The 24304-nt window shown below is 58.9% G+C and carries 13 protein-coding genes and 5 pseudogenes; 7 read left to right on the top strand and 11 right to left on the bottom strand.

Going from position 1 to position 24304, the window contains the following annotated elements; translation table 11 throughout:
• Positions 1-208: 208 nt before the first annotated feature.
• Both CGZ66_RS16175 and CGZ66_RS16180 read right to left on the bottom strand, forming a co-directional pair.
• Positions 209-904 carry an OmpW/AlkL family protein gene (locus CGZ66_RS16175; protein ID WP_095085157.1) on the bottom strand — a complete coding sequence of 232 codons (696 nt, stop codon included), beginning with the start codon at positions 902-904 and terminating at the stop codon, positions 209-211.
• A gap of 180 nt (positions 905-1084) precedes the next feature.
• On the bottom strand, positions 1085-3169 hold the full coding sequence (locus CGZ66_RS16180) for a prolyl oligopeptidase family serine peptidase (protein WP_095085158.1): 2085 nt from the start codon (positions 3167-3169) through the stop codon (positions 1085-1087).
• 2260 nt (positions 3170-5429) lie between these two features.
• On the opposite strand from CGZ66_RS16180, the pseudogene CGZ66_RS16195 reads away from it, so the two are divergent.
• The 3 pseudogenes from CGZ66_RS16195 to CGZ66_RS16205 all read left to right on the top strand — a co-directional run.
• Positions 5430-5698: pseudogene (locus tag CGZ66_RS16195) on the top strand (transposase); the annotation flags it as partial.
• Between the two features lie 213 nt (positions 5699-5911).
• Positions 5912-7012: pseudogene (locus CGZ66_RS40745) on the top strand (recombinase family protein); the annotation flags it as partial.
• A gap of 980 nt (positions 7013-7992) precedes the next feature.
• Positions 7993-8141: pseudogene (locus tag CGZ66_RS16205) on the top strand (IS630 family transposase); the annotation flags it as partial.
• 873 nt (positions 8142-9014) lie between these two features.
• Here the strand turns inward: CGZ66_RS16205 and CGZ66_RS16215 are convergent.
• The 3 genes from CGZ66_RS16215 to CGZ66_RS40365 all read right to left on the bottom strand — a co-directional run bounded on the left by CGZ66_RS16215 (position 9015) and on the right by CGZ66_RS40365 (position 11813).
• The gene (locus CGZ66_RS16215) at positions 9015-10286 is read right to left on the bottom strand and encodes a type II toxin-antitoxin system HipA family toxin (RefSeq protein WP_095085162.1); all 1272 of its coding nucleotides are present in this window, start codon (positions 10284-10286) and stop codon (positions 9015-9017) included.
• A gap of 1 nt (position 10287) precedes the next feature.
• On the bottom strand, positions 10288-10602 hold the full coding sequence (locus tag CGZ66_RS16220; protein ID WP_095085309.1) for a helix-turn-helix domain-containing protein: 315 nt from the start codon (positions 10600-10602) through the stop codon (positions 10288-10290).
• A gap of 665 nt (positions 10603-11267) precedes the next feature.
• Positions 11268-11813, bottom strand: coding sequence for a DUF4143 domain-containing protein (locus CGZ66_RS40365; RefSeq protein ID WP_245331115.1), 546 nt, complete (start codon positions 11811-11813; stop codon positions 11268-11270).
• Between the two features lie 393 nt (positions 11814-12206).
• Between CGZ66_RS40365 and CGZ66_RS16230 the strand changes: the two genes are divergently transcribed.
• The gene (locus CGZ66_RS16230; protein ID WP_167392130.1) at positions 12207-13337 is read left to right on the top strand and encodes a CaiB/BaiF CoA transferase family protein; all 1131 of its coding nucleotides are present in this window, start codon (positions 12207-12209) and stop codon (positions 13335-13337) included.
• Between the two features lie 260 nt (positions 13338-13597).
• Complete coding sequence (locus CGZ66_RS16235; protein ID WP_095085164.1) at positions 13598-14866, top strand: CaiB/BaiF CoA transferase family protein; 1269 nt, start codon at positions 13598-13600, stop codon at positions 14864-14866.
• 878 nt (positions 14867-15744) lie between these two features.
• On the opposite strand, the gene CGZ66_RS16240 is transcribed toward CGZ66_RS16235, so the two are convergent.
• The 4 genes from CGZ66_RS16240 to CGZ66_RS40750 form a co-directional block, all read right to left on the bottom strand.
• Positions 15745-17145: a M16 family metallopeptidase gene (locus CGZ66_RS16240; protein ID WP_095085311.1), complete on the bottom strand. Its 1401-nt coding sequence runs from the start codon at positions 17143-17145 to the stop codon at positions 15745-15747.
• A gap of 4 nt (positions 17146-17149) precedes the next feature.
• A complete protein-coding gene (locus CGZ66_RS16245; protein WP_245331116.1) occupies positions 17150-18430 on the bottom strand; it encodes a M16 family metallopeptidase in 1281 nt (426 codons plus the stop codon).
• A 1266-nt stretch (positions 18431-19696) separates the two neighbouring features.
• The gene (locus CGZ66_RS40370) at positions 19697-20020 is read right to left on the bottom strand and encodes a hypothetical protein (RefSeq protein WP_206073717.1); all 324 of its coding nucleotides are present in this window, start codon (positions 20018-20020) and stop codon (positions 19697-19699) included.
• A 200-nt stretch (positions 20021-20220) separates the two neighbouring features.
• Positions 20221-20370 carry a hypothetical protein gene (locus CGZ66_RS40750; protein WP_245331117.1) on the bottom strand — a complete coding sequence of 50 codons (150 nt, stop codon included), beginning with the start codon at positions 20368-20370 and terminating at the stop codon, positions 20221-20223.
• Positions 20371-21396: 1026 nt separating this feature from the next.
• On the opposite strand from CGZ66_RS40750, the gene CGZ66_RS16260 reads away from it, so the two are divergent.
• Entirely contained in the window at positions 21397-22257 is an 861-nt protein-coding gene (locus tag CGZ66_RS16260) for a MurR/RpiR family transcriptional regulator (RefSeq protein ID WP_095085166.1), read from the top strand.
• Between the two features lie 230 nt (positions 22258-22487).
• Here CGZ66_RS16260 and CGZ66_RS40755 read toward each other — a convergent pair.
• Positions 22488-22604 (bottom strand): annotated as a pseudogene (locus tag CGZ66_RS40755) (MucR family transcriptional regulator); the annotation flags it as partial.
• 139 nt (positions 22605-22743) lie between these two features.
• On the opposite strand from CGZ66_RS40755, the gene CGZ66_RS16270 reads away from it, so the two are divergent.
• Positions 22744-23790: a YopT-type cysteine protease domain-containing protein gene (locus CGZ66_RS16270; RefSeq protein ID WP_245331118.1), complete on the top strand. Its 1047-nt coding sequence runs from the start codon at positions 22744-22746 to the stop codon at positions 23788-23790.
• Positions 23791-23856: 66 nt separating this feature from the next.
• On the opposite strand, the pseudogene CGZ66_RS40760 reads toward CGZ66_RS16270, so the two are convergent.
• A pseudogene (locus CGZ66_RS40760) lies at positions 23857-24167 on the bottom strand (Ros/MucR family transcriptional regulator); the annotation flags it as partial.
• Between the last annotated feature and the right edge of the window lie 137 nt (positions 24168-24304).

Below are 24304 nucleotides of genomic sequence, written 5' to 3' on the forward strand. Positions count from 1 at the left end.
CCATTTCAGGCGTTAGTCCAGGTCGCGTTGACCAAGCGTACCCTTCTTTGTTCTGTGGGAGCGGGGAGGCCCCCTTTCGACAACGGCTTCTTCAAGTGTAGTCTCGCAATTGGCTGCTGCCCGTCGAGATGCAGGGCGGACGGCAAAAGGGCGCACGAGGCGCCCCTCCTTTCAGATCGGCTGTCGCAACCGACCTTCGCTGCGGGTATCAGAAACGGTAGGTGACACCTGCGCCTATCAACCAGGGATCGAGCGCGGCCTTGCCTGTCAGCTTCGCGCCGCCTACCGTGACGTCGAAGTCTGGCTTCAGGAAAAGCTTCTTCACGTCGAAGTTGACACCCCAGTGCTGATCCACCATGTAGTCGAATCCGACCTGTAGCGCGGTGCCGAACGTGTTCTTAACCTTGAGAGCATCGGCGCTGCCGGCATCCTGGTTATAGAAGATCGTGTAGTTCACGCCGGCACCGACATAGGGCTTGAAGGCGCCGAAATCGGTAAAATGGTACTGCAGTGTGAGCGTTGGCGGCAGCAGCCAAACCTTGCCGACCTTGCCCAGCCCACCGATCGTTCCTTGGCCGTCGATGTTGGCGTAGGTCGTGCCGAGTATGAGTTCGGCGGCGATGTTGTCGGTGAAGAAATAGGAGATATCGAGTTCCGGTGTCAGGGAGTCCGAATAGGAAAGACCGGAGCCGGGCACCGCGTTGACGTGGCCTGAATCCTCAGTGATGACCCCCAACGCGCGCAGGCGGACCTGCCAAGGGCTTGGCCATTCCGTGACCGAGGCTCCTGCCTGCGGGACGCTCGCGGCTTGCACCAGGTCCGCCGCGACGGCCTGCTGTCCCACCACAATGAGGACGAGGGCCGCTGCTACCTCCCGCGCCACGCCCATTCGCTTTTTCGCCATGATGTTCTTTCCTTGCTCTTCAGAGATGACGCACTGCACTATGAAAGATCCTGCTCGAACTTGCTGAGACCGGATGAGCCTCCTGCTCATGTTGGTGAGACCGAGCACCCGTTCTGCGTGTGCTCACAAAAATCGACCTGTGCTACTTGTTGAAATGTTGCTCTTGTTGATCCCGGCCACCTATCGACCGCTATCGGCGCGCCAGCCGATCGCACTGCGAAGGAAATTGTGGCCCAGGGCGACGAATGCGGCCCGCTCCCGATTGTTCTTGCCGTAGCCGTGCCCGCCCGCGCTGGCCTCGTAGAAGTAAGCCGGATAGCCAAGAGCCTGCAACTTTGCGGCCGTCTTGCGCGCGTGGCCCGGGTGGACGCGGTCGTCCCGCTTCGTGGTGGCAAGCAGGATCGGCGGATAGGGCTGTCCCGGCGTTGCGGCGTGATAGGCGGAGATTTCCCGGAGGAAAGTCCAATCCTCCGGCTTGTCGGGATCGCCATATTCGCCAATCCCGCCTGCGCCAAAAAGCTTGGTGTAGCGGCGCATGTCGATAAGCGGAACTGCGCAGAACAGCGCACCGAAAAGCTCGGGATAGCGGGTCAGCATATTGGCAATCAGCAGACCGCCATTTGAGCAGCCCTCGGCGGCAATCCGCCTCGACCGCGTGATGCCCCTTCGCACGAGATCGGTGGCAACGGCGGCGAAATCGTCATGCGCAAGACGCTTGCCCTCCCTACGACCCGCCTCGTGCCAACGGGTGCCGAACTCGCCGCCCCCTCGGATATTCGCCACCACACAAGTGCCGCCGCGTTCGAGCCATAGCTTGCCGAGCGGGGAGTTGTAGGAGGGCAGGCACGATATGCCGAACCCGCCATAGGCGGTGAGGTGAAGCGGAGCATCCCCGTCGCTATTCGCCGGGCCGACCTGCGTATAGGGGATCATTTCACCATCGGTCGCGACTGCCTCGTGTCGCGTGACCGCTAGACCGGATGCGTCGAAATTCTCCGGGTGGCGCTTCAGGATCACTGGAGCGCCGAGAGGCCTGGCATTGAGGTCGAAGAGGAAAAGCTGCGGCGGCGTGATCGGGTCCTGAGCCGAAACGAGGACCTCTCCATTGGAAACGTGCCGTTCCGCATCGAGCGGCCAGAGAGAAACAGTTCCTTCGGTAGGTACTGTCTCCAGCGCTAGGCGTGTCCATTCCTGACGGCCGGGGGTGAACATCTCGAAACGCGGAACGAGATTGACGAGATAGGAGATGATGAGCTTGCAGTCATTCCAGAAGAAGGACTGCAGGGAGCGCCTGTCGCCTGGTTCAAAGAGGGTGCTAAAATCACGCTTTCCGGCGATGAAGGAAGAGAGCGAGATGCCTATCAGCGTGTCGGCGGCATGGGTCGTCCCTCCCACGGTCCAGGGCTTGCGCGGCTTTACCGCCAGCCAGTCGCCGAAGCCATTCCACCAGGCGTCCCGAGGAAGGTCGATCTGCATCTTCGGCCCGCTTCTGTCGCCGATTCGGATTATCTTCTCGAAGAAGGCCGGCCTCTCGATGAACCAAAGGCGCTCGCTCTCGGCGGTGCGATCCAGATGGCCAGACACGCCGAGGGATTCGGAACCGGTTTCGAAGATTACCGGCGCGGTGAGCGGATCCGCGCCACGCTTCCACAGCCGCACGGTGCGCGCGTAGCCGCAGCGGGTGGCCATGCCATCACCAAAGGCACTGGACAGCAGAAGCGTGTCGGGGTCGAGCCAATTGATGCCGCCCTTCGCCTCCGGGAGATTGAAACCGTCGGCGACTAAGCTCAGAGTGCCCAGATCGAATTCGCGATGCGCGACCGCGGCGCTGCCGCCACGCGACAGGCGCAGAACGGCTCGTTCCCGTTTGTCAGGCTCGACCGACGCGCCGCCCCAGATCCAGTCCTCGCTGTCGCGGGCGGCGAGCGCGTCGAGATCGAGCAGGGGCTCCCACTGGGGATCGGCCGTCATATAGGCGGCAAGGGTGGTTCGCCGCCACAGTCCGCGCGGGTTTCGGGCATCTCGCCAGAGATTGTAGAGGTGCTGTCCGCGGCGAGTGATAAGGGGAATGTTGTCGAGACGGTCGAAAATCGCTGTCAGGGCATCGTGATCGCGCTCGAACTGTGTTCCATCGAAGTGCTCCAAGGTCCTGGCCGACTGGCTGGCCGCCCAGTCAAGTGCCCGTTCGCCTTCTACATCTTCAAGCCAAAGATAGGGATCATCGTCGGGAGCATTCAGCGTTGGGCGCAAATCGAATGCCGTCATGTCCGGATAACCTGAAGAATGATGTGGACTGGAAAACAAGCGCAAGATTCTCCGTCGGCTCGGGAAAGCTCGGCTTTCGCGGGGGCGACCACATGTTCGGCCAGCGTGATCATGGAATGATTTCTCCTCTATCCGCGCCGAAGTGCGTATGTGGATAGTGCAGCACGTGTCGTGCCAAATGAGAAAATCGTTTCACAACAATGAGATGGCTCTGATGGCGCTGTGTCTCATGTCCGACTTTGTCGAAGACCCGACAACGCGTGCAGCCGTAGACGCATGATCGGTCTCCTGTGCGGGTTCCGTGGGCACCGCGGAAAACTCGAGCAGTGAAGCTCTACGCGAACTGACCGAGCTTCGGATCGACTTCGGCCACGGGGCAATCGGTTGCTTCTGAGGCAGATCGCCAAACCGTAGGTCGAGCTTTTTCAGGGGTGTTTTCGCATTGATGGCGCCGACCGTGGCAACATGGAGCTCTTGGCGAGCAGCGTTGTCGGATTTGAGGGCACCGGATCGTTCGCGGCGACATCAAGGGCATTGCTGCAATTTTCTCATTTCGCGGCGACGGAGAACGCAATTCACTTCGATAATGCCGAGCGCATCGCGGCGCCCGTGATCCTGGCCTACCTGTGGGCGCGCAAAAGGTTGCTTGGCGGCCTCATCCCTCCGCGCCTAGATTGGGTCGCAGGGACCAAATGGCGCTTGTTCTCTTGGATGCGTGGTTGGCAATGTGATTATAGCGCAAAGCTCTTCCGGCTATCTCTATACGGTCGACAATGCAGTTGGTGAGGTTCCCAGCTAGTGCGATAGTTGATGCGCTTAGGTCTGGGCATGCGCCCATCCGCAACCATCTGATCAAGAGCATCGTCCGAGCGAATTGCTTTCCCATGAGAGAGGCCTCGCGGCGGGAATGAGATGGCGTCACCCGCCATCATCGCTGCCTTCGAGGATGTCGTGATCGACCCAGTGCAACGGCATGATTGGTGAAGAATCTGGCTGCTCTTGCGACTGCCGACTTTGATGACAAGGCATGTCGCGGTCTGTCCAGCTGGAGATACAAGGGCCTGCACCGTCCGATGATAAAGACACCGTCCTTGTTCCGAATCTTCTGGTTCAAAAGGTGACGGATTGGCTCTTCGAAAAAGGGCGACATCGACGTGCGAATCGGGCGCCGCCGTGAGGCGCACCCCTCAATGTCGGATTTCCGACAGGTTTGAAAATCCGCCAACCAATTGCTTTGATCTGATTTCCTTCTTTGGCACGGCCTATGCACGGGATTCTGCGAACGTATCAGCGAGAAACGTCGTCCATGATTTCATGCGCACCGAAAATGCCCGACGCCGCGGTGAAAACCGCGCCCTTGCCTGCCACCAAGCCGCCGAAAGGCCGGCGCATCATGCGCCGGCTTCAAATACGTGATGGGCCTGGCAACCGTGTCGAGTGATGGCGACGTGGTCGTGGAGGCCGGCGGAAAGGACATGCGTTGAGCCCCCCAACCCATGTCGCCACCATGACCCGTCGATTGCCACCGGTTGGAATGCTCGGCGTCTATGTTCGATAGCCCGAACGCGCAGGACAATTGTCGCAAATCCGGTCAGGACCGGAGCTCGATAACGCCCGCGAGGGGCGCAAGCCGATATTTGCCGCGAACATGCCGCCTGGCCGGGAAACACCTGTAGGAGCAAGGCAAGTGGAGCTCTCTTGCATTGGGGTCGGAGCTGGGCCGTTGAATTTGAGTCTTTCGTGTCAGATACACGACGAGCAAACAGGACTAGCAGGCTTCTCTGATTGGGGTCGTTGAGGTCAAGTTGCTCCTGCGTCTTTTTTTGATCGTGTCGCCCCGCGGGTCACTCGCTTCTCTTCGCGGTCGACGTAAGGCCGCCGCATGATGGGGTCAGTAGAGCGAGGCGTCTCAATCTGTTGAACGACCTTGGGAGAGTTCGCCCAGGATCGTGCCTGCTAACGAGATCGCCTTGCCCGTCGTCCCCACGGGAACGATCCGGATCACGTCCTTTCGGACGAAAGCTTGGTTTCTTGCTCCTTCGTTATTCGTCGCGATTTACGCCGCCAATGCGGTAGGCTCCTTGCCGAAGCGGAATTCTGTCGCATCGCTCCACACTCGAAAGATCACAGTGGCGTTGGCGGCCAAGCTGGGTCGGACATCAAAGGATGGTACCGCCCTTTGGCGATGAGTGTCGCTTCCGGACCAGATAAGGCGATTGATCCGGCCCTGTTTACAGAACCCTTGGACGCGGCTGGGGCTGGCCACTGGAAGACCACGACCTTCACCGGAGCGCTGCGGCTGACGGGCATGACTGCCCCGTTCGTCTATGACGTCGCCATGAACGGCAACGTATTCCTGGCCTATATCGAGCAGGTGCTGGTCCCGACCTGTCGGAGGGCGACATCGTCGTGATGGACAACCTGCCGGCCCTCAAGGCGGCCGGCGGTCGGGACGCGATCGAGACCGCCGGCGCAAGGCTCATGTTCCTGCCGCCCTACAGCCCCGACTTCAATCCCGTCGAAAGCGCATAGTAAGGAAACCTCTGGAGGTGAGGTTCCGCTGATACCACGCATTGGCCACAAAGCGCTGATTCTGTTGACCCAATGGATGGCGAATCGTGATGAGCCAGAAGCGAATATACATCCGCTGGACGGATTTGCCGGCAGATCGCCGTCGTCGCCTCGTAGCGCTGATCAGCAGCCTGATACAACGGAATGTGTCGACGGATCGGGAGATCGGTCATGAATGCAGAACCGAGCCTGCTCACCTTCACGTTGCCGGAAAAGATCCACAGCCGTCACAATGATCGCCAGGCCATCGTGTACGTTCGGCAGTCGACGGTTCGACAGGTCGAACACAACCGCGAGTCAACGCGGCTTCAATACGCCTTGGCGGACCGGGCATTCCGGCTGGGGTGGCGTCGTGACCAGATAACGGTGATCGATGACGATCTGGGCCGCTCGGGCGCGTCGGCGCTTGATCGGCCCGGCTTCCAGCGTCTCGTCGCGGAGGTTGGGCTCGGTCATGTCGGAATGGTCATTGGCATCGAAGTCTCCCGCCTCGCACGATCATGCCGTGACTGGCATCAACTTCTGGAAATGTGCGCGTTGTTTGATACGCTGATTGGCGATGCCGACGGCATCTACGATCCGAGCACCTACAATGACCGGCTGTTGCTCGGCCTGAAGGGCACGATGAGTGAAGCTGAGCTCCATATTCTGAAAGCTCGGATGTACGAAGGGCGCAAGGCCAAGGCGTGTCGTGGCGAACTCATCCTTGGTCTGCCGCGCGGTTATGTGCTGAAGCCCTCAGGCGAAGTGGCACTGGACCCGGACGAGGAGGTTCAAAGGGTCATACGCCTGGTCTTCGCTTTGTTTGAAAGGTGTCGCTCGATCAGTGGCGTCCTGCGATACCTCGTGGACCATGACATCGCACTTCCCGATCGTATACGGAGCGGCCCTGAAAAGGGCGACGTGTGCTGGAACCGACCTAATACGGCCACTCTCAGCGACATGCTTCGTCATCCTGGTTATGCCGGTGCCTATGTCTTCGGGCGCCGTCACCATGACGGACGCCTCCGGCTTCCCGGAAAGCCGCATAGCGGCCGACGCTTCGTTCGCGATCCACAAAAATGGATGGTGCTGCACCAAAACGCACATCCAGCGTACATTGACTGGCAATCCTATGAGCGGAATCAGGAACTGATGGCGGCAAACCGTTCTCGATATACCGGCGTCCCGCGTGGTGGCGCAGCACTGCTTGGCGGCTTGATGATCTGCGGCGTGTGTGGCCGCAAAATGGTGACCGGCTACAATGATGACGGACGGGAAGCGCGCTATAGCTGCAGCTATGAGGCCACCACCTATGGCGGTCCACGGTGCCAGTCGATCAGCGCCCGTCCGGTGGACACATGTCTGGCCGCGTTGATTCTTGAAGCCCTTTCGCCGGCAGCAATCGACGTCAGCCTTCAAGTTGCCGAGGATATCGAACTCGAACGACAGCAGCTCCATGACGGCTGGAAGCAGCGACTGGAACGCGCAGATTATGAAACATCACTCGCACGTCGGCGCTACGAAGCTGTCGATCCTGACAACCGTCTGGTCGCGCGGACGCTTGAACGGGATTGGGAAGCAGCAATGGCGACGAAACAGGCGCTCGCGGATGATCACCAGCGGGCCCTTGCGCGCCAACCTGAGCGGCTAACGGCGGAGGAAAAGGACACGGTCCGCCGGCTGGCAGAAGATGTGCCTGCCCTGTGGAGGGCGCAGTCCACTACATCACGCGACCGGCAAACCATCGCCCGTATGATGCTCGATCGCGTCGTCATCCGGGTGTTTGGAGAAACCGAGCGTGCCGAGGTAAAATGCCACTGGGCCGGAGAGATCGTGACGACGCATCCGATTGTCCGAACCGTAAGACGCTTTGAACAACTGGAGCATCACGACGAAATACTGGATCGGATCGCGGCGTTGCGTGCCGAGGGGGCGACCGCTCGACAGATCGCCGACGATCTCAATGCGAAAGGCTGGACGCCTGCGAAGAAGCCAACGTTCGACGCGTTGATCGTCCAGAAGCTTCTGGTACGAAAGGGACTTGGAAAGAAGCGACCCATCTGGTCCGGCAATGTTCCCCGTCGCAATGCCGACGAGGTGACCACTGCAGGAACTCTCCGAACAGCTCGGCGTCCATCGCCAGACCGCCTACGGCTGGCTCCGGCGCGGAAAGCTCAAGGGGCGTATCGCCAAAGTGGGGACACAACGTATCTGGCTCGCCAGCCTGTCTCACGCCTCAACAGGAATCCGGACTGGAGAGTCATCATGACAACACGATCGAGGACGCCTTCTCAAAACTCAAGGCACTCCTGCGCGCCAAGGCCGAGAGAACCATCACGGCTCTGTGGGACGCGGTCGGCTCGCTCCTTGATCAGTTCACGCCAACTACTTCCAGGCCGCCGGATATGACCAAGATTAAACAGGACGTGCTCTAGGAGCTCTGCGGTCGCAATCATCGCCTCAACACCGCCGGCAGGCAGGAAGCCATCGGTGGTCGTGGCCGCGATCGCGGCGGATGGCCGCCTTCCTGTGGGTCAATGGGCAGGAGAGAGCCGTCGCAATCGATCGATAATGGCGTGCCGGGCCTGCAGCAGGTACCGCTTGCTCAGCGCCGTCTCCGGAATTATGGACACAGATTTCCCCGGAGAAGCTGGTTCATCCGCCATTCAAACGTTCAGACCCGTTCAGTGTCGTCCGATACCTGACAATGTCGGATACGCAACGCAGCAGACTCTGATCTATCGGATGTATTTGAACGCCTTTTTGCTTTGGCACAGTACATGCAAGGCTACAGGCAAACCGCGTTCGGGCTGAGGAAGTCGTCCCACGGCCACGAAAACCGCTGACTTACGCCACCTCCCAAGGCGTACCCGGCCCGGCAGTGAGCTCAGTCTCCTGCCGGGCATCCGATGGTGCTGTCTGGGAAGTGGTTGGAATTGGGAGTCGGCGTAGTCTCCGGGGATGTCAAACCTGGATCATCCGGCGTTAGAGCGCCGGAAAGGAGACCACGCACCACCGAGATCACGTCCCGCGGGTGACCTCGATGCCGGCGAGGACAAGACGGCGGAGTGGAAGAGCAAGGCCTTGCGCGCCTATCAGCGGCTCATTCCTTATCAAGAAGAGACCCAGGCGAGGGTCACGCCGCCATTTTGGGAGCGCCTACTCTTCTGGTTTTGATGAAAAACGTGATCTGGTCAGAAACACAATCTGGATAATACCAGAAATTATTACGAAATAATGCAGAATTAGGTAGCAACTGCCACCAAGTTCAGCCCCCGCGAAACGTGCCAGTCTAGGGGCGACATCTGTCGTTCGGCGTATCAGGTGAACCGATATTAGACGGTTCTATGGCCTCTCGACGATGCTCGAGCATCGCTGGCGAATCCAAGATGTCTCCAAGGTAGTCGATGTCGACCCCGGCGACGCCGAATTCTGAAAAAATGTCCTGCCATCTTCCGATCCATCCGGCCACTTGGTTCCATTCGTGCTGAGCATCCTCTTTTGACATGCCGAAGTGAGGCGCCGCCGCCATGGCGTGTGTGATACTGAAGTTGTTCAGAAACCTGGGGTTCGGAGAGATCTGGATCGCCTGTTGTCCGAGACCGTTCATTTGCGTCGGAATGTCGAAAGCCGGCGACAGCAGCCATCCGTCCTCGGTATGGAGAAAGGCGTGGTTCTTCGTGTGATCGTCAGTGTTGTCTATCATGATGTTGAACGCCATTCTGCGGAATAGTTCTCGTTGCATCGATTGGATGCAGTGGGCGACTCCATGGCGCCGGATGATCGCCGCGATGGTGGCATAGCTGTCGTCGGCCTCCGAGGCCAGCATCGTGCGTGCTGAAACAGCGTGGACGCGCAGACCTCCAACACGGTCAAAACGACGGACCGTCAGAATATGATCGATACCGCCGGGGATGACCTGTGACGATGCGACGTGTAATCCGGCTCTGCGCGCCAGTTCCATGCAGGCATGCTCGACAAGGAGTTGATCCACGTTGCTGCCGCGAGGAAACTTGGCGATCCACTCTTCTCCATCAGCTTCGATCAGCATCTTGGGGTGGGCGCCGCCCATGCTGCCGGCGCTGGCGATGAGCTGTCTTTCTCGCTCGCTGAGAGGTTCACGCTCGAGGACGCGTGCAATCAGCGCCTCCGCTTCCTGAAGGGAATCCACACTCATGAGCGGCTGTTCGTCGACGGGACGATATTCATCGAAGCTGGAAGACATCCCAAGCGCACCGAAACGGTGGTCGCCCGCATACCAGAGCTTGTCGAGTGGGCTCATGCGCGAGGGGCGAGAGACGACCCTGATCATACGCTCCCCCCAGCGATCCGGCATAGCGTCTTCGATTGCGCCAGGAGTCACCATGTCCCTCAAGGGAGCATGCACCTTCTTGTCATGGGTGAGATCCGGAGAGAGAGGGAATCCCGAACGCCTCCACTCCTCATCCAGTTCAAGAAGGCATCTCCGATTGCCCGCCTCGAGCTTCACCCGGCCGACGAGGCGCGGCCCGATCGGATTTTCGAGATACCAGACCGCAAGAAAGTTTTCCCGGAAGTCGTTCATACTATACTCTCTTTCGGCTCGCCCGGTTCACATCGAGCATCGTAGCGTACTCGTCCTCGCTGGGCTTGAGAACCTCAGCAAGCTTTTCGGACTTCCCAAAAATCCAAAGCGCCGCGGCATAAACACCTATCGACACCTTTGCATCGCCCGCCTCCATCCTGCGCAGCGTAGGGATCGAAGTCCCCATCCTCGCGGCCATGGTCTTCAGGCTGTCTCCTCTACGCTCGCGGGCGATGCGCAGATGAGAGCCAAGTGTTTCCAGCGCAACCACCGTTGCATCGGTGAGGATTTCAAGCGATGTGGAGCTCTTTGACATAAACGTAAGGTTCCTCATACTCCGTCGTATAAGAACATATATGTTCTTTTCAAAGCCGAATTCAAGGGTTGGCTACCTACCTCCACGAATGTGAAAAGATTCTGACGCAGCCTCATGCATTCATCAACGCGGCTTGTAAGCCATGTTGATCCCGTCCTGAGCATCACGGATTGGAAGACGAACCCAGTAATGTTGAGGTGATGGTTGGTGGCACTTGCTACCTAATTCCGAAATAATGTAAATCACTAAGTGACAGACACTCAAAACTGCCCAAAGAAATATTATACCGATCGAAAGCATACGCCCGTCCCCACAAAAAAGTTTGATTATTCCCGAAGGCCTGGGACCGTGCTTTGGAAATCACTCTCCTCAAACGTTATTAAGTGCGATCCACCTCTCTTTCGTGTCATCGATGGACCGCCTTGAGGCGAGGATCCCCCATTAGGCTGGTGAAGCCGAACGTAAGGCCGATGAGGCCGATCACAAATAAGGCTAGCCGCCGCAATCGTGGGGTGGAGGGAGCTTGAGCTTCGCCCTGACCGAAATGCCAGAACTTTTCTGCATCATGCTTAGTCAAGTACGGCCCGGCCCAGATCCTGCAAGGGCACTGCTTCGACGCCATGCTGGAGCGGAAAATGCTCCGATCCCGGAAAGACAACGAAGCGCTACTCCGGAATAAGGTCCTCGCAGGCCCTTTTTCCACCCTTGGCGTCAGGCTGCGCCTTGATTTCGATGCCCCAGAGGCGCTGGCCCGGCGGCGTTAGTAGCAAGTCAATCTCCGCACCCGCAACTGTTCGGTAGAAGTTGCTTAGGGTGCCGGCGGCAGTGAGGCCTTCGATTACAAACTCTTCCCAGGAGGCGCCGGCCACTGGATGTCCGCGCACGTCTTCCTGAGTTGCGAGACCGAGCAGCGTATGGGTGATGCCGCTGTCGCGGACATAAACGCGGGGGGATTTGACCAGACGCTTGCCGACATTGGCGTGCCACGGCTCCAACCGGCGCACCAGCAGGAGATCGACGAGCAGATCAAGATAGGACGCGACGGTCTTACCGTCGACGCCGAGCGCGCGGGCGAACTCGGCTGCGTAGAGTAGGCCGGCCTGGTGGTGGCCAGCATTGTCCAGAAGCCGCGCAGCGTCTCGGCCGGAATGCGCGGACCGAGGAGGGGGATGTCGCGCTCCAGATAGGTGCGGAGGAAATCCTGCCGCCATCGTTGACTGGTGCGGTCGTTAGTGGCCAGAAAGCTGTCTGGAAAGCCGCCGCGCACCCATAGCGGCCCAAGAGCGGCGGCGCCGACTTCCAGACCGTCGATCGGGCGCATCTCGAGATAGGCGATGCGGCCGGCGAGGCTTTCGCCCGACTGCTTCAGGAGATCGATCCATGCCGATCCCAAGAGCAAGAAGCGGCCGGCTTTTCGTCCAACGCGGCGGCCGCGGTCGATTAAGCCCCATCAACCGTCGATACGGGAATGGCCGTGAGTTACGATGTTTCGCGAACTCTTATCACTGTTGCAACATTGAATTGGGTAAGCTCCCCTCATCATAATTTACGGGGCGCCACAAGCGCCGCGCTCAACACTTGGAAAAGATTGTGTGGAGGTTCTCGTGACCGAATCACCACTCGAAGGAGTGAAAATACTCAGCCTGGCGGAACAGTATCCTGGTCCGTATGCTACCTTGCTGCTTGCAGATCTAGGCGCAGATGTCATTCTGATCGAAAGGCCCGACGGAGGTGATCCGGCCCGAAAGCACAAAAGCCTTTTTTCCTCGTTGAGCCGCAACAAGCGAAGTGTCGTCCTTGATCTTAAGTCAGCAGCCGGTCAGGAATCCTTACTCGAGTTGAGTAAAACTGCAGACGTTATTATCGAAGGCTATAGGCCGGACGTAATGAAAAAACTCGGATTGAGTTACGAGGAACTCAGTTCTGTAAATCGCCGTTTGATATATCTCTCATTGACTGGCTTCGGTCAGAATGGCCCTTACCGCAGGCGCCCAGCCCACGACCTCACCTGCCAAGGGTTGGCCGGGGTTCTAATTCAGCAGGGTCGAACCGGTCACCCGCAAGCACAGTTTCAATTGCCCCTTGCCGATCTCGCCTCGGGCACCCTGGCAGCACTGGGTGTGGTTTCGGCTCTACTGGCGCGGGAGCGAACCGGACTCGGCTGCTACATCGATCTGGCTATGACCGATAGTCTGGTGTCATGGATGACGCCGTATCTCTACGCGAGCCTAAACGGAAGACCAATGGCAGAGGTGTACACGGACGAACCCGCCAATGGGACGTTCGCTTGCGCAGATAACAAGCTCATTACGCTCAGCATCGTGCATGAAGATCACTACTGGCAGGCTTTGTGCCGGGCGACTGGTCTGGCGCAACTGGCCTCGGCAAGCCGTCAGGACCGCCTACAATACGCTTCTGACTATCGCGCTCAACTTGCTACCGCGATCGCCAAGGAAACGCGAAAGGCGTGGGCAGATATTTTTAATACGATCGAGATTCCTTGGGGGGATGTGCTTCACCTGAATGAAGTCGCGAGAGATCCGCAATTGTGCACACGAGACCTATTTGTCCGGCTTAGCTCGGAGGACGGCGACGAATGGCACCTGAACCAACCGCTACAATTCGACTGCTACAAAACCGGAATTCGGCTTCCCGCGCCAAAGCTCGGCGAGCACACTCAGGAAATTTTGTCCCGCTGCGAATCCAGCAGGACCGGACGCGACCACCCGAATTGATCAGTCGCGGGACACTTCTCTCACTATCCCTGGGAGTGCCCGCAACTTGAGCAATTCCTGATAGTTCGGCCACAGGCATTTGATTCACGGTCGTCCATATCGCGGCGATCATGGGGGCGCCGCGCCGGCGCTTGACGCGTGCGCCGCGTTTGCCGTGTGAGCAGGGGACGAGCGCGAGTGGGTGGGTTCTGGGAGCACATCTCGACGAACAACCGCAGCTATGAATCGGCAAAGAAACCGGGACCAATGGAGGCACTCAAATGCAAAATACTTCTATAGGAACGAAAGCCCGCCCGCAGGAGGAGGATCACGTGCCCCCACTGAAGGGTATTCGCGTCTTGGCATTCACGCACTACGCGGCAGGACCAATCGCAGCGCAGTATCTTGGTTCGCTTGGGGCGGAAGTCGTCAAGATCGAGGCGCCGGCCGGCGATTATCAGCGTAAATGGATCAAGGAGCCGACGGCGGACCCAGACGCACCCAGCCCCTATTTCTTGGGCATGAATCGCAACCAGCGTTCACTGTCCATTGATCTGAAAACGCCTGAGGCACAAGCGGTCATTCGCGAGATGATCTCCCAGGCGGATGTCATTCTGGAAAATTTCCGACCCGGAGTCTTGGAGCGGATGGGTATAGGCAGTTCCGCCGTTCTCGCGGAGCACCCTGGAATAATCTATTGCTCGATAGCTGCTTATGGTCCTGCAGGCCCAAGCCGAAACAAGCCGGCGCTGGATCTGATTATCCAAGCCCTGTCGGGCATCGCCAGCCTGGGTGGGGCAGCCGATGGTCCGCCCGTTCCTGCCGGTGCCTACGTTGTTGATACCTACACAGCATCACAAGCAGTCATCGGCGTTCAGGCGGCATTGCGCCAGCGCGATCAGACAGGGCTTGGTCAGTGGGTGCGTGTGGATATGATGTCGTGCGCGCTTCACTTGCTGGCGTCGGAGTCTTGCTATGCGCTGAACGCACAGGAGCCGGCAAGTCGAGGGCGAAATGGCATTAGCCACAGTCACCAGCCAGCGCCTTACGGCATCTATTCCACCTTGGACGGGGCGATTGCTCTGGTGGCTTACTCCGCATCCCTCCCCGATCTTGCCGCCGCGTTGGGCCTCAGCAAGCAGATCATACCGCTGCTGGCGGGGAAGGGCCCTTGGACAAACCGGGACCAGATCGCCGGTATCCTGTCAGGTCGTCTGCGTCAGCTGACCAGCGATGATGCGCTTACGCGCCTTGCACCCACGGGTATCCTGCTGGCCCCTGTACGCAGTATCGATCAGGCGCTGGCCGATCCTGATGTGGCCAGCGAACTGGTCCGCGACGTCGAACACAGCTACGGCGGCCGCTATCGCGTCGCGCTGGAGCCGCTGAAGCTTTCAGGCTCTGCACTCGTTTTCAATCGTCCTGCCCCCGATCTCGGCGAGCATTCAGTGGAGGTTCTGCGCGAGACGGGGATCAATCAAGACCGCATCGATGCGATGATTGCTAGCGGCGCAGTTCGTGTGCCCGGCAGCCCGGAGAATCGGACATAGCGATTCGAACCGAGACGCAATATAGGACATTTGCGTCGCTGCTGATCTTGAATGCCAGCGAAGACGCCATCACGAAAGCCACAGGATTGCCCGTCGGCATACCACTGCCGAAGCCTGCTACGCCGATACAAATGTGTTCGCGCTGTCGAACGTCGCGGCATCATGCTCCAATTCCTGCGATCGCGATCCGCCGTTTCCGCTAAGACACGAACCACGACATTATTAAGATCCGCGGCCAAGAGGTCCTTGGGCGCTTCTTTTACTCGCGTGCTCGGGTGCGATCTTGCGTCCCTTTGCTCGTCCAAAGGGCGGGTCGCAGGGGGCACCCCAGCGCTCTGCTCAGACGACATGAGCGTTGGTCGGAAGAGGATACCAAGCGCAGGCACACGGTCGATCGCGCCAAACAGGTCGGGCGATTTCAGGTGGCGGATCATGGCAGGCACAGGGGCAATACCGGTCACCTTCCTAACGCAGCGATTATGGGCAGTGTGTATTCCGCGACTTCCAGGTCCGAATAGGGCCTTGACGAAACAGCGGGTAGACTACCGTCCCCGAGTGGGAAGGAAGTACGTTTGAAGTCGCTAGTCGACGGCTCGGGTTTCGTCGCTGAAAAAATTGAGCAATGCGACATGTTTTCGCCAGCGGCAGACGGTGGATGCTGGCGACCCCGCGCCGACTTTCATTGGCCAGTCCGCGCGAAGAGAGGCTCGTATGGGCAGGAGCTTGCCGCAATCTGGCGACTTGGCTGGTAAGGGCTCATTTGGTCCGCGAAATTGCCTTTCGCCGATCTTATGAGATCCCATTAGCCACGGGGCCGGACTGCGCTTCTGCCGAAAGCCTCTCAGCGGGAGAAGGACGGCGAAATTGGAATCCAGGCTTTATCCTTTGATGTCCAGCCGCGGGCCAACGCCCATGATGGCGGGCTCGGCCGAAAGCAGCTTCTTCGCCGTCGCCTTGACCTGGTCGAGATTCACTTGCTCGATGAGCGCGGGACGGCGCTGGATGTAGTCGATGCCGTGCTTGTCGAGCTGCAAACCGATGAGCGTGGCTGCAATCGAGCTGGAGGAATCCAGATTATTGATAGCATAGGCGCCGATGGAATATTTCTTGCTCGCCTCGAGCTCGGTCTCTGTCGGCCCTGTTTCCGCCAACTCCTTGATAACTTGACGTATTGCGCCTAGCGTCTCGGCGGCCCTGTCGGCGCGCGTCGACGTGGTCACGACAAGCGCGTCGGAATGCTGGTAGCCTTCCAGGTTGGACCCGATATCGTAGGCAAGGCCGCGCTTTTCGCGCACCTCCTGGAACAGACGTGAGGTAAATGGCAAGCCTCCGAGTATATCGTTTATCAGCTGCGCAGCATAGAATTCCGGGTCGTTGGGTCCGATGCCGGGAAAAGCCAGCTGAAGCGAAGTCTGCGGCAGGTCGTATGCGACCAACGTCCACTGGCCGAGCTTCGGGGCGATGTCGGGGACCGGGGCGAGCGCCTGCTTCTGAGGCAAATTGGCGAACAATTGGTCGAGCTTTTCACTCAGGGCCTTGGCATCAATGTCGCCGACGACCGCAACGTGTAGCCCGTCACGGGCGAACATGGCCGTGTGGAAGGCGCTTAGATCCGCCGGCGTTATACCGGCGAGGCTTTCCTTGGTGCCCTTACTCGGCCTCGAATAAGGATGCGTGCCGTAGATTCTGCGGCGCCATACAAGCTCAGCGATCGCATGAGGTTCGCGCTCCTTGGCGATGATGCTGGAAAGAATCTGGGCGCGGACGCGGTCGACCGGCTCCTGATCGAAGCGGGGCCTGTTGATCGCGATCCTGAGCAGGTCGAAGGCCGCATCCTTCCGTTCGGAAAGCATGCGCATCGAGCCATAGATGCCGTCGCGCCATGCGTTGAAGCCCATCTCGGCGCCGGCGCCATCGAGCTTCAGTTGGAAGGCATTGCTGTCGAGTTCGCCCGAGCCTTCGTCGAAGAGGCCGGCCATTAGATTGGCAAGCCCTAGCTTGCCCACCGGGTCCTGCGCGGTGCCGCCATCGAAGACAAAGCCGATGGTGATGATGGGTGCCGTATGGTCCTCTACCAGCCAGGCGTTGATGCCTTTTTGAGATTTCACCACCTGGAGGTTCATCGCAGCCGCTTGGGCGGTGAGCCCTGGCAGGATGAGGAAGACGACGGCGAGGAGCAGGATGGCCAGCAGGGTGGCGTGGCGTGCGGTCCTCCCATCTCCCACAAGGAGAGCAGGGGAGGCAGATGCAAAGGTGCCGCGGTGTTGGTGGTTCGTCATCACATCAATTCTCCGTCTTGGGAACGAGATAGCCGGTGGTCGAATGGCCAGGCACGAGATAGCGGGCTGCAACGGCTTTGACCTGATCGGCGGTGACCTTGCGGATGCGGTCCGGCCATTCCTCGACATCTTTCAGAGTGCCGCCGGTGGCAAGCGTGGATCCATATATGTTGGCGATGTAGGACTGCTGATCCTGGGCGAAGATCTCCGAGCGGTTTAAGCGGTCTTTAGCCATGTCCAACTCGTCATTGCCAACGCCATCCTTGGCGATCCGGGCGACTTCGGCACCCGCCGCGGCTTCCAGATCGGCGAGCTTTGCATCGCCGCGCGGCGAGACGGAGATCGCGAACTTCGTGGCATCAAGCGAGGCCCCCTGGAATCGGGCGCTGGCCCCGGTGGCGACGCCCTCTTTCACCACAAGCGCTTGATAGAGCCGGCTGCGGCTGCCGCCGCCGAGGATCTCGGCCAGCAGATCGAGCGCCTCAGCCTCGCCGGGCTCGGCCGTGCGATAGGACGGAACCACCCAATGTGTTGAGAAGCGAGGCACCGAAACGCGCGCGTCGGTCAGCGTCACTGTGCGCTTCGTGTTCTGCTGAGGCTCGACCGGCCGGACTCGCGGCAGCAGCTCCGGTCCACGCGGGACCTTGCCATAGGTCTTCTCGGCCAGCACCTTCACCGTTTCCGGCTCGACGTCGCCGGCTACCACCAGCACGGCGTTGTTGGGGCTATAATATTTGTTGTAGAAGGCGACGGCGTCGGTTCGGTTAAGCTGCGCAATCTCATGCATCCAGCCGATGACCGGGATGCGGTAGGGCTGGTTCTGCCAAAGTGTGGCATCGACCGCCTCGTCAAGTATAGCCCCCGGATTGGTCTCGATGCGCCAACGGCGTTCCTCCAGGACCACGTCGCGCTCGATCTTGACGACGTCGTCGGTGAGGATGAGGTTGCGCATACGGTCGGCCTCGAAGCCCATCATCTGCTCCAATGCCGACGGTGTTACTGTCTCGAAGAAGGCGGTAAAATCGCGATTGGTGAAGGCGTTAATTGATCCGCCGATCTCGGCTACGGCGCGGGTCAACTCGCCAGCGGCGTGATTGGCCGTAGCCTTGAACATCAGATGCTCGAAGAAATGCGCGATGCCGGACTTGCCGGGCGACTCGTCGGCGCTGCCGATCTTGTACCACACCATATGAGTGACGATCGGCGCATGATGATCGGGGATGACGACCACCTCCATTCCGTTGTAGAGCAGGAACGTCACCCTGCCGTCGTCGTTGGCAGCCAAAACCGGAGCGGTCGTCGCGAGAATCAACGCGGTCGCAATAAATGCCCTGCGCAGCCGGTGAAACGGAACTTTGGTCCACGGCTCCGATTGTGGCGGTGAGATGATCGGCAAGGTTCCAGGCAAGGTGATTTGTTCCTCATGTTGAAGGTGCTCGGTGTCCGTCTTTCCTTGTGGGAGAAGGTGGAGCAGCGGGCAGCGCCCACTCGGGTGAGCAATCGGATCCATGTTGCAAGGGCTTACTCGTGCGTCCTTCTCCCGAGCCGGGAGACCGGCGGCGGATTTTTTCGGTGATGTGACCATGCGACAGCTTCTCCTTGGCGGGCACGCGGTTTGGTTGCACGCACGTCCCGTGCCAAATGAGAACCGTTTCTGAGCAATGGATACGCGAATGTCGCGTATCCCACATTGTCGGATATCGGACGGCGCTGGATGCGAGCGCTTGCGGTTTGGGACGATACTTTGCTGGCGCGGAAGGGCATTGAGCGTGCGGCCACTCGTGGCTCTGCACAGGGATTATGACACTTTGCCGGTGGGCATTGGATAGGCTTTGGCCATTTTGAGGCGGGCCTGTTCGCTTTAGAATATCCAATTGACGCCGGCGCCGCTGTTATTTCGCTGGTTTCCCCTAGCGGCGACGATTGGCAATGGGCTGTCACAGCTTTCGATACGGCGGTCGGGGCATTGACTGCGCAGGACGCCGATCTCGATCTCGACCTGTTAAGCCTGCTGGCATGCGTGGGCGTGTAATTGTATTCCAGCCGTCGCAGGATGCTTCCCGCCTCCAATGGCGGCAGAGCCTGATAAGGCGCGGGCGTGTGGGTCGACAGGTCCGGGTTGGTCGAGATCGACGCGATAGAGTGCATTCATCGGAATGGCCTCCTTCTCAATTGCGGAGGTTCTGGAAGAATCAGAAAATGAATCAATTCCTTGGCAGACAGCCGCTACCCTGCTTAACCGAAAGCAAGGCCAGTATCTCGCGTTCATCTGGACCTACAGCGCTCAACGGTCGCTCGCCGGCCGAACGCGACACGCAGCTCTTCTGCCGCGTCACCGCGCCCTCTGTCCATCAGATGGTGGCTCACCCTCGAGCGCGCTCGATTGATCCACCCTGGCCTCGCGCGGTATTGAACTGGCAGCAGGTCAAACCTCTCGTCGAACCCGACAGCCTACCCAGGTTACAACCCGCCGAAACCGTCAAATCCTCTGTGCAAAGGTACTGGCTGCGGGACTGGCGAGCATTGGCATTGTGGAAGGCATCATCATAGCTCACGGATTCCGAGGTTCCTGAATCTTCGGGGTGAGGCGGGACGTGCGGGAATTGGGTGCGTGGATTGATTCGAATTGAGGCTGTGCATCGCGGCTATCTTCCTCCTCCATTGCGAAACGTTCATATTGCTGAACCGGATAATATAGTTCGCAAGCGAAAGCAAAATCCAGGAGCAATTGTTGGAAAAAGGACTTCTTCGTCGGCGTAGGACCCTCCCGCTGGTAGAGGGACAATTGTAGAGTAGGCAGGAATGCGCCGTCGATGGTGGCCAACTGCAAATGTGAGCGGCCAACTCGCTTTTCTGATTTCTTCTGGTAGCCCATATCAACGTACTCCTAGTGTGCAATCATCGCACTCGTAGTGTACGAGCCTGACCCGAATCTGACGGATCGTTCGATTGTGATCCAGATCAAAGTTGATTTGGTCGCAATCCAAGCCCTCAGCGCTCTCGTGCTGCCTCTCCGATCAGGAGACGGCGGCCCGAGGTAAGAATGCTGTTCGAGCTTCCTACTGTGATCAGAGCCTAAATGCCGAAAAGGGCGCCGAGCCTTTCGGTGGCCGGAAGCAAGGGGTCGATCAAGCCAAGATCGTAGATCATCGTCGTTTCGAGATCCCCCTTGTGGTCGACGTAGTGCGATATGGCCTCATGCGATACTCCCTGGCCCGTCAACATCAGAGAGATCGCGATCCGCTTGAGGTCGTAGAGCTGGTGGTCGGGGACGCGGGAACAGGATTTTGATTTTAGGCCAGCGCAGACGTTGGGCCTGCACCATCCCAGCAACCCTGAGATGGATCGGCACCGCACGGTAGGTGTACTCGTAGAGCGAACGGGCAGCTTGATGCCTTTGGCGTTGTGCTTGGGCCAGACAAGCTTCTCCAGATCGAAATGGCCGAATTCCGCCTTGGCCAGGTCGCTGGGGCGGGTGGGGCATGGTCAGAAACCGGATGCCCATGAAATTGCAGAGCTCCTGCATCTGGTCGTTGGCGGTTAACACCTGCCTCTTGACTGGAGCCATGTTCGGCTTGCAGGCGCCTCTAGGTGATCTATTTCAGGCGGCGCCTCAAACACGGGATAGAAGATGTGGGCCGCAATTTGCCGGATCTGCTCCGTGGAGTAATCCCGGCGGCGGCGCACCCATCTTCCGCGCGCGGATTGGACTGCAGGAGTTGCGCATGTCGACCAGCTGCATTCGGATGGTCCAGTTATAGAGCGCCAAAACGTGCCGCAACGCGCTGTTGAAGACATATGGCGAGGCAATTTGCTTTTGGAATTCCTCAAGAGGACTCGTCAGCTTCTCGAAAGCTGAGCCGAATAGCATGCGAACGCGAAAGGCTAGCCAACCTACCGCTAGCTAACCAACCTACCGCTATTTGAAGGGGTAATCACGAGTTCGCAAGCTCGATCCATTCGATCCAAATCTCGCGCAAGCCGTGCTAGGGCGATATGTGGACGGGCGACATTCCGGTCATGGCGAGGCCGGCGTAGCGGCAACGCCGCAGATTGCGTTCGCAGCCGGGATCGTGCTCTCGAGTTCGGTGCGCGGCTGTCAGCAAGGTATTACCGTGCGCATTAGCGGAATCGACCCCTGCGTCGGCAAAGTGCCGGAACGCTGCGATACTTAAGGGCACTACAAGTTCCAATTGTTTCTAGAGATATGCAATTGGGCGAATGAGGTATTTCAGATTGGAAAAGGGTCCTTTGGCCGAGCTGTTGGTCGAACAGTTCGAGAATATGCCGCCGCAGCTGCGGGTCGCTGCGTGTTTCGTGCTCGACCATCCTAAGGATGTCGCGCTGATGTCGATGCGCGAGCAGGCGAACCAGGCCGGCGTTTCGCATATCACCATGATGCGGCTGGCGCGATGGCTTGGCCTTGACGGCTACGAGGATATGCGCAGCCTTTACGCGCGGGCGCTGCGTGAGACAATCGCCGGTCAGCCGGCGCGACAGGGCGTCGAAAACGATGGCGCTCTGGGATGTTCGACTGTCGGGGTCATTGCCGACACGCTCGCGGCCCAGATTTCAAGCCTCGGTGAATACGGCAATGCCATGCAGTTCATCGCCGCCGCCGACCTGCTTGCAAGATCACGCAATCTGTTCGGCCTCGGCTCGCGCTCCGCTCATCCGGTCGCGAGCCACTTCGTTCACATGATGTCGTTTGTGGTTGGCGGTGACCGCAAGGTGACGCTTGTCAGCGAGATGGGCCGACAGGGTCTGGATGTCCTTCAGCACGCCGGACGTGGCGACGTGCTTCTGGCTGTGGGCATGTCGCCTTATGAACGTACGACGGTCGACGTGGCGCGCCAGTCGGCTCGGCAGGGGGTCGGCGTGGTGGCAATCACCGACAGCAGCGTGTCACCGCTGGCCCGGATCGCGCGGGAAACCATCATCGTTACGTCGAATTCGCAGTCGTTCTTCCGAAGCATGGCGCCGGCGTTCGCCGCCGTCGAGCTTCTGGCGGCACTGACGGCCGGGCGGTCCGAAACGGATGCCGCAGAGCGGGTAAAACAATCGGAAGAGCGGCTTGCCGCTTTCGGCATTTATTGGAAGCCTCGCCGATAGCATCTGGATCGAACGGGCATGGCGCCAGCCAGGCTGCCGGCAACAGTGATTTTCCGGAGGTCGTCCAGATGGTTCGTCCGACAACGCCTACCAAGCTCCTAATCCAGCCGCAAAAGGGTAGACGCCTCGGCAAACGCCGCGCAAATAGCGCGGCTAATCCCGCCTTTCATATTCTGCGCAGATCATGCCGGTGGCAGCTGCGCGCTTCGGAAAAAGTCCAGACAATGAAATTAAGCCGCGAGGGTCCGCTTCGCCGGCGCCGGCTCAGGCATTTCCGGCTGTTTCGGTTTGCGGCCGACCCCCACCGTCTTGGCCAATGCCGAGCATGCCGCGGCGTAATTTGGCGCACGGCAGTCTCCTCGGAAGAACACTGCGCCTGGCAATGCTCATGTGAAACCTTAAGAGTGCTCGTCAGCTTCTCGAAAGCTAAGCCGGATAACATCAGAGCGCCAAGGCTAGTCAACCCAACCCCGTTCGGAGGGCAACATGGACCCATTTCGCAATCTCGATCTTCCCTTGGATCCAAATTTCGCAGCGTCCTACGCCATGACGCACCAGGAGCAAGCGTTCCAAGCTGGGCAAGGGGACTTTGAACTGCACCTAAACAAGGCTCCGCAAGCCGGTGCCGTAAATCCCCTCACTATGGAGCGCCATAATCCCTCTGGGGGGCTTAAGCCCTTTGGTCAAACGATTTCTATGCTCGATAGCGATCAGCGGGTCAAATATGCTAAGGAGCTACGTGACCGTGACGGCTATCCCAAAGTCCCACCGTCTTTGGTGAATCCCACATCGCCAGCAACGGATACCAAGCAAAATCTCGCGCCGTGGAGGACGCTGCCACCTGAGGCGTTGCCCAACAAAATGGGGCTCTGCGCCAGCAAGCCACACACATCGGATGCAACTTTTCACAGTTCAAACTCCTCCACCACGAGCGCCAGTACATCTTCTCCGGCGAGGCCGAGCACCTCCGTGTTCGAATACAGGACGGCCGAATTGAGCCAGGCGAATGAAAACGGCATCTGCGTTGGGCTGACTGCGGAGTGGCTACTCAATCGCAACAACAGCGCGTCAGCCCGAATGAATGCGCTAATACCTGGATCGGAAAGGCATGCCTCAGCGGCTGTGCGGCAGCAGCAGTATCAGGACCTCAAGGATGTATTGCGAAGCGAGGGTGCAGGATCTTCTCAGGCCGACCTTCAGGCACAAAACACCGTGTTGCAGGAGGCGGGATTGGCACCATCCGGAAAAGAGAAGAAACACAAATTCGGCGAGCCTTCGAGCTTCTCGCGCATGCTTGACAAAATCACCGAAGACGGATCGACCCATTTGCTGAGCCTGTATTTCGCCCAAGGTGGTGCACACACAATTGCGACCACGGCGTCGAATGGAATGACCACGCTCTTCGATCCTAACTATGGAGAATTTACTGTTGGATCACGCGAGATGGCTTCATTGTTCCAAAGCCTCACCAATCGTTACAGGAACCCAAACGGGCAGCATTTGTCGACAGTCACCACACAAAGGATGTACTGAGTCGGGCCGAACTTTTCGACGGCTGGATATCACCTTCGTCACTGTGCGGAACACGGCCCGATCGCCGCGATGTTCATCCGGCGTCAGCCTGTAATGGGTCGACAGATGGCGCTTTAGCGATTTGAATTTCTTCCCGTTCCTCAAGGGAGAAAATGTAGTCCGGTGTCACCGACTTCCTGATCGGCACAGCAGGCTTGAGGGTAACCGGCTCTTCTGCCGAGAGGCTTGCGGCCGTGCCCCTCAGGGCTGCGTGCACTTAGCCGATCAGGGCAGGGAGATCCCCCACCGGGACCGGATTGGTTGGAGACATACGCTGAGACGACATCGGCGGTGAGCTCGATGAGGTTGTCGATGTTTTTGTCGGCTTGTTCTGTCATGAAACTCTCCGGGCGGCTTAAAGAGCTATGACGGAAGATGGTGTCAGGGGATCGTGCGTCTCGGAGGGATGTGGAACTGAAGAAGCTGCTATCTGTCGTCATGGCATCGATAGTCGCGTTGGGAGAGAAGCTTAGCC

This window comes from Mesorhizobium sophorae (genome assembly GCF_002270415.1).
In the GTDB taxonomy this organism is placed as follows: domain Bacteria; phylum Pseudomonadota; class Alphaproteobacteria; order Rhizobiales; family Rhizobiaceae; genus Mesorhizobium; species Mesorhizobium sophorae.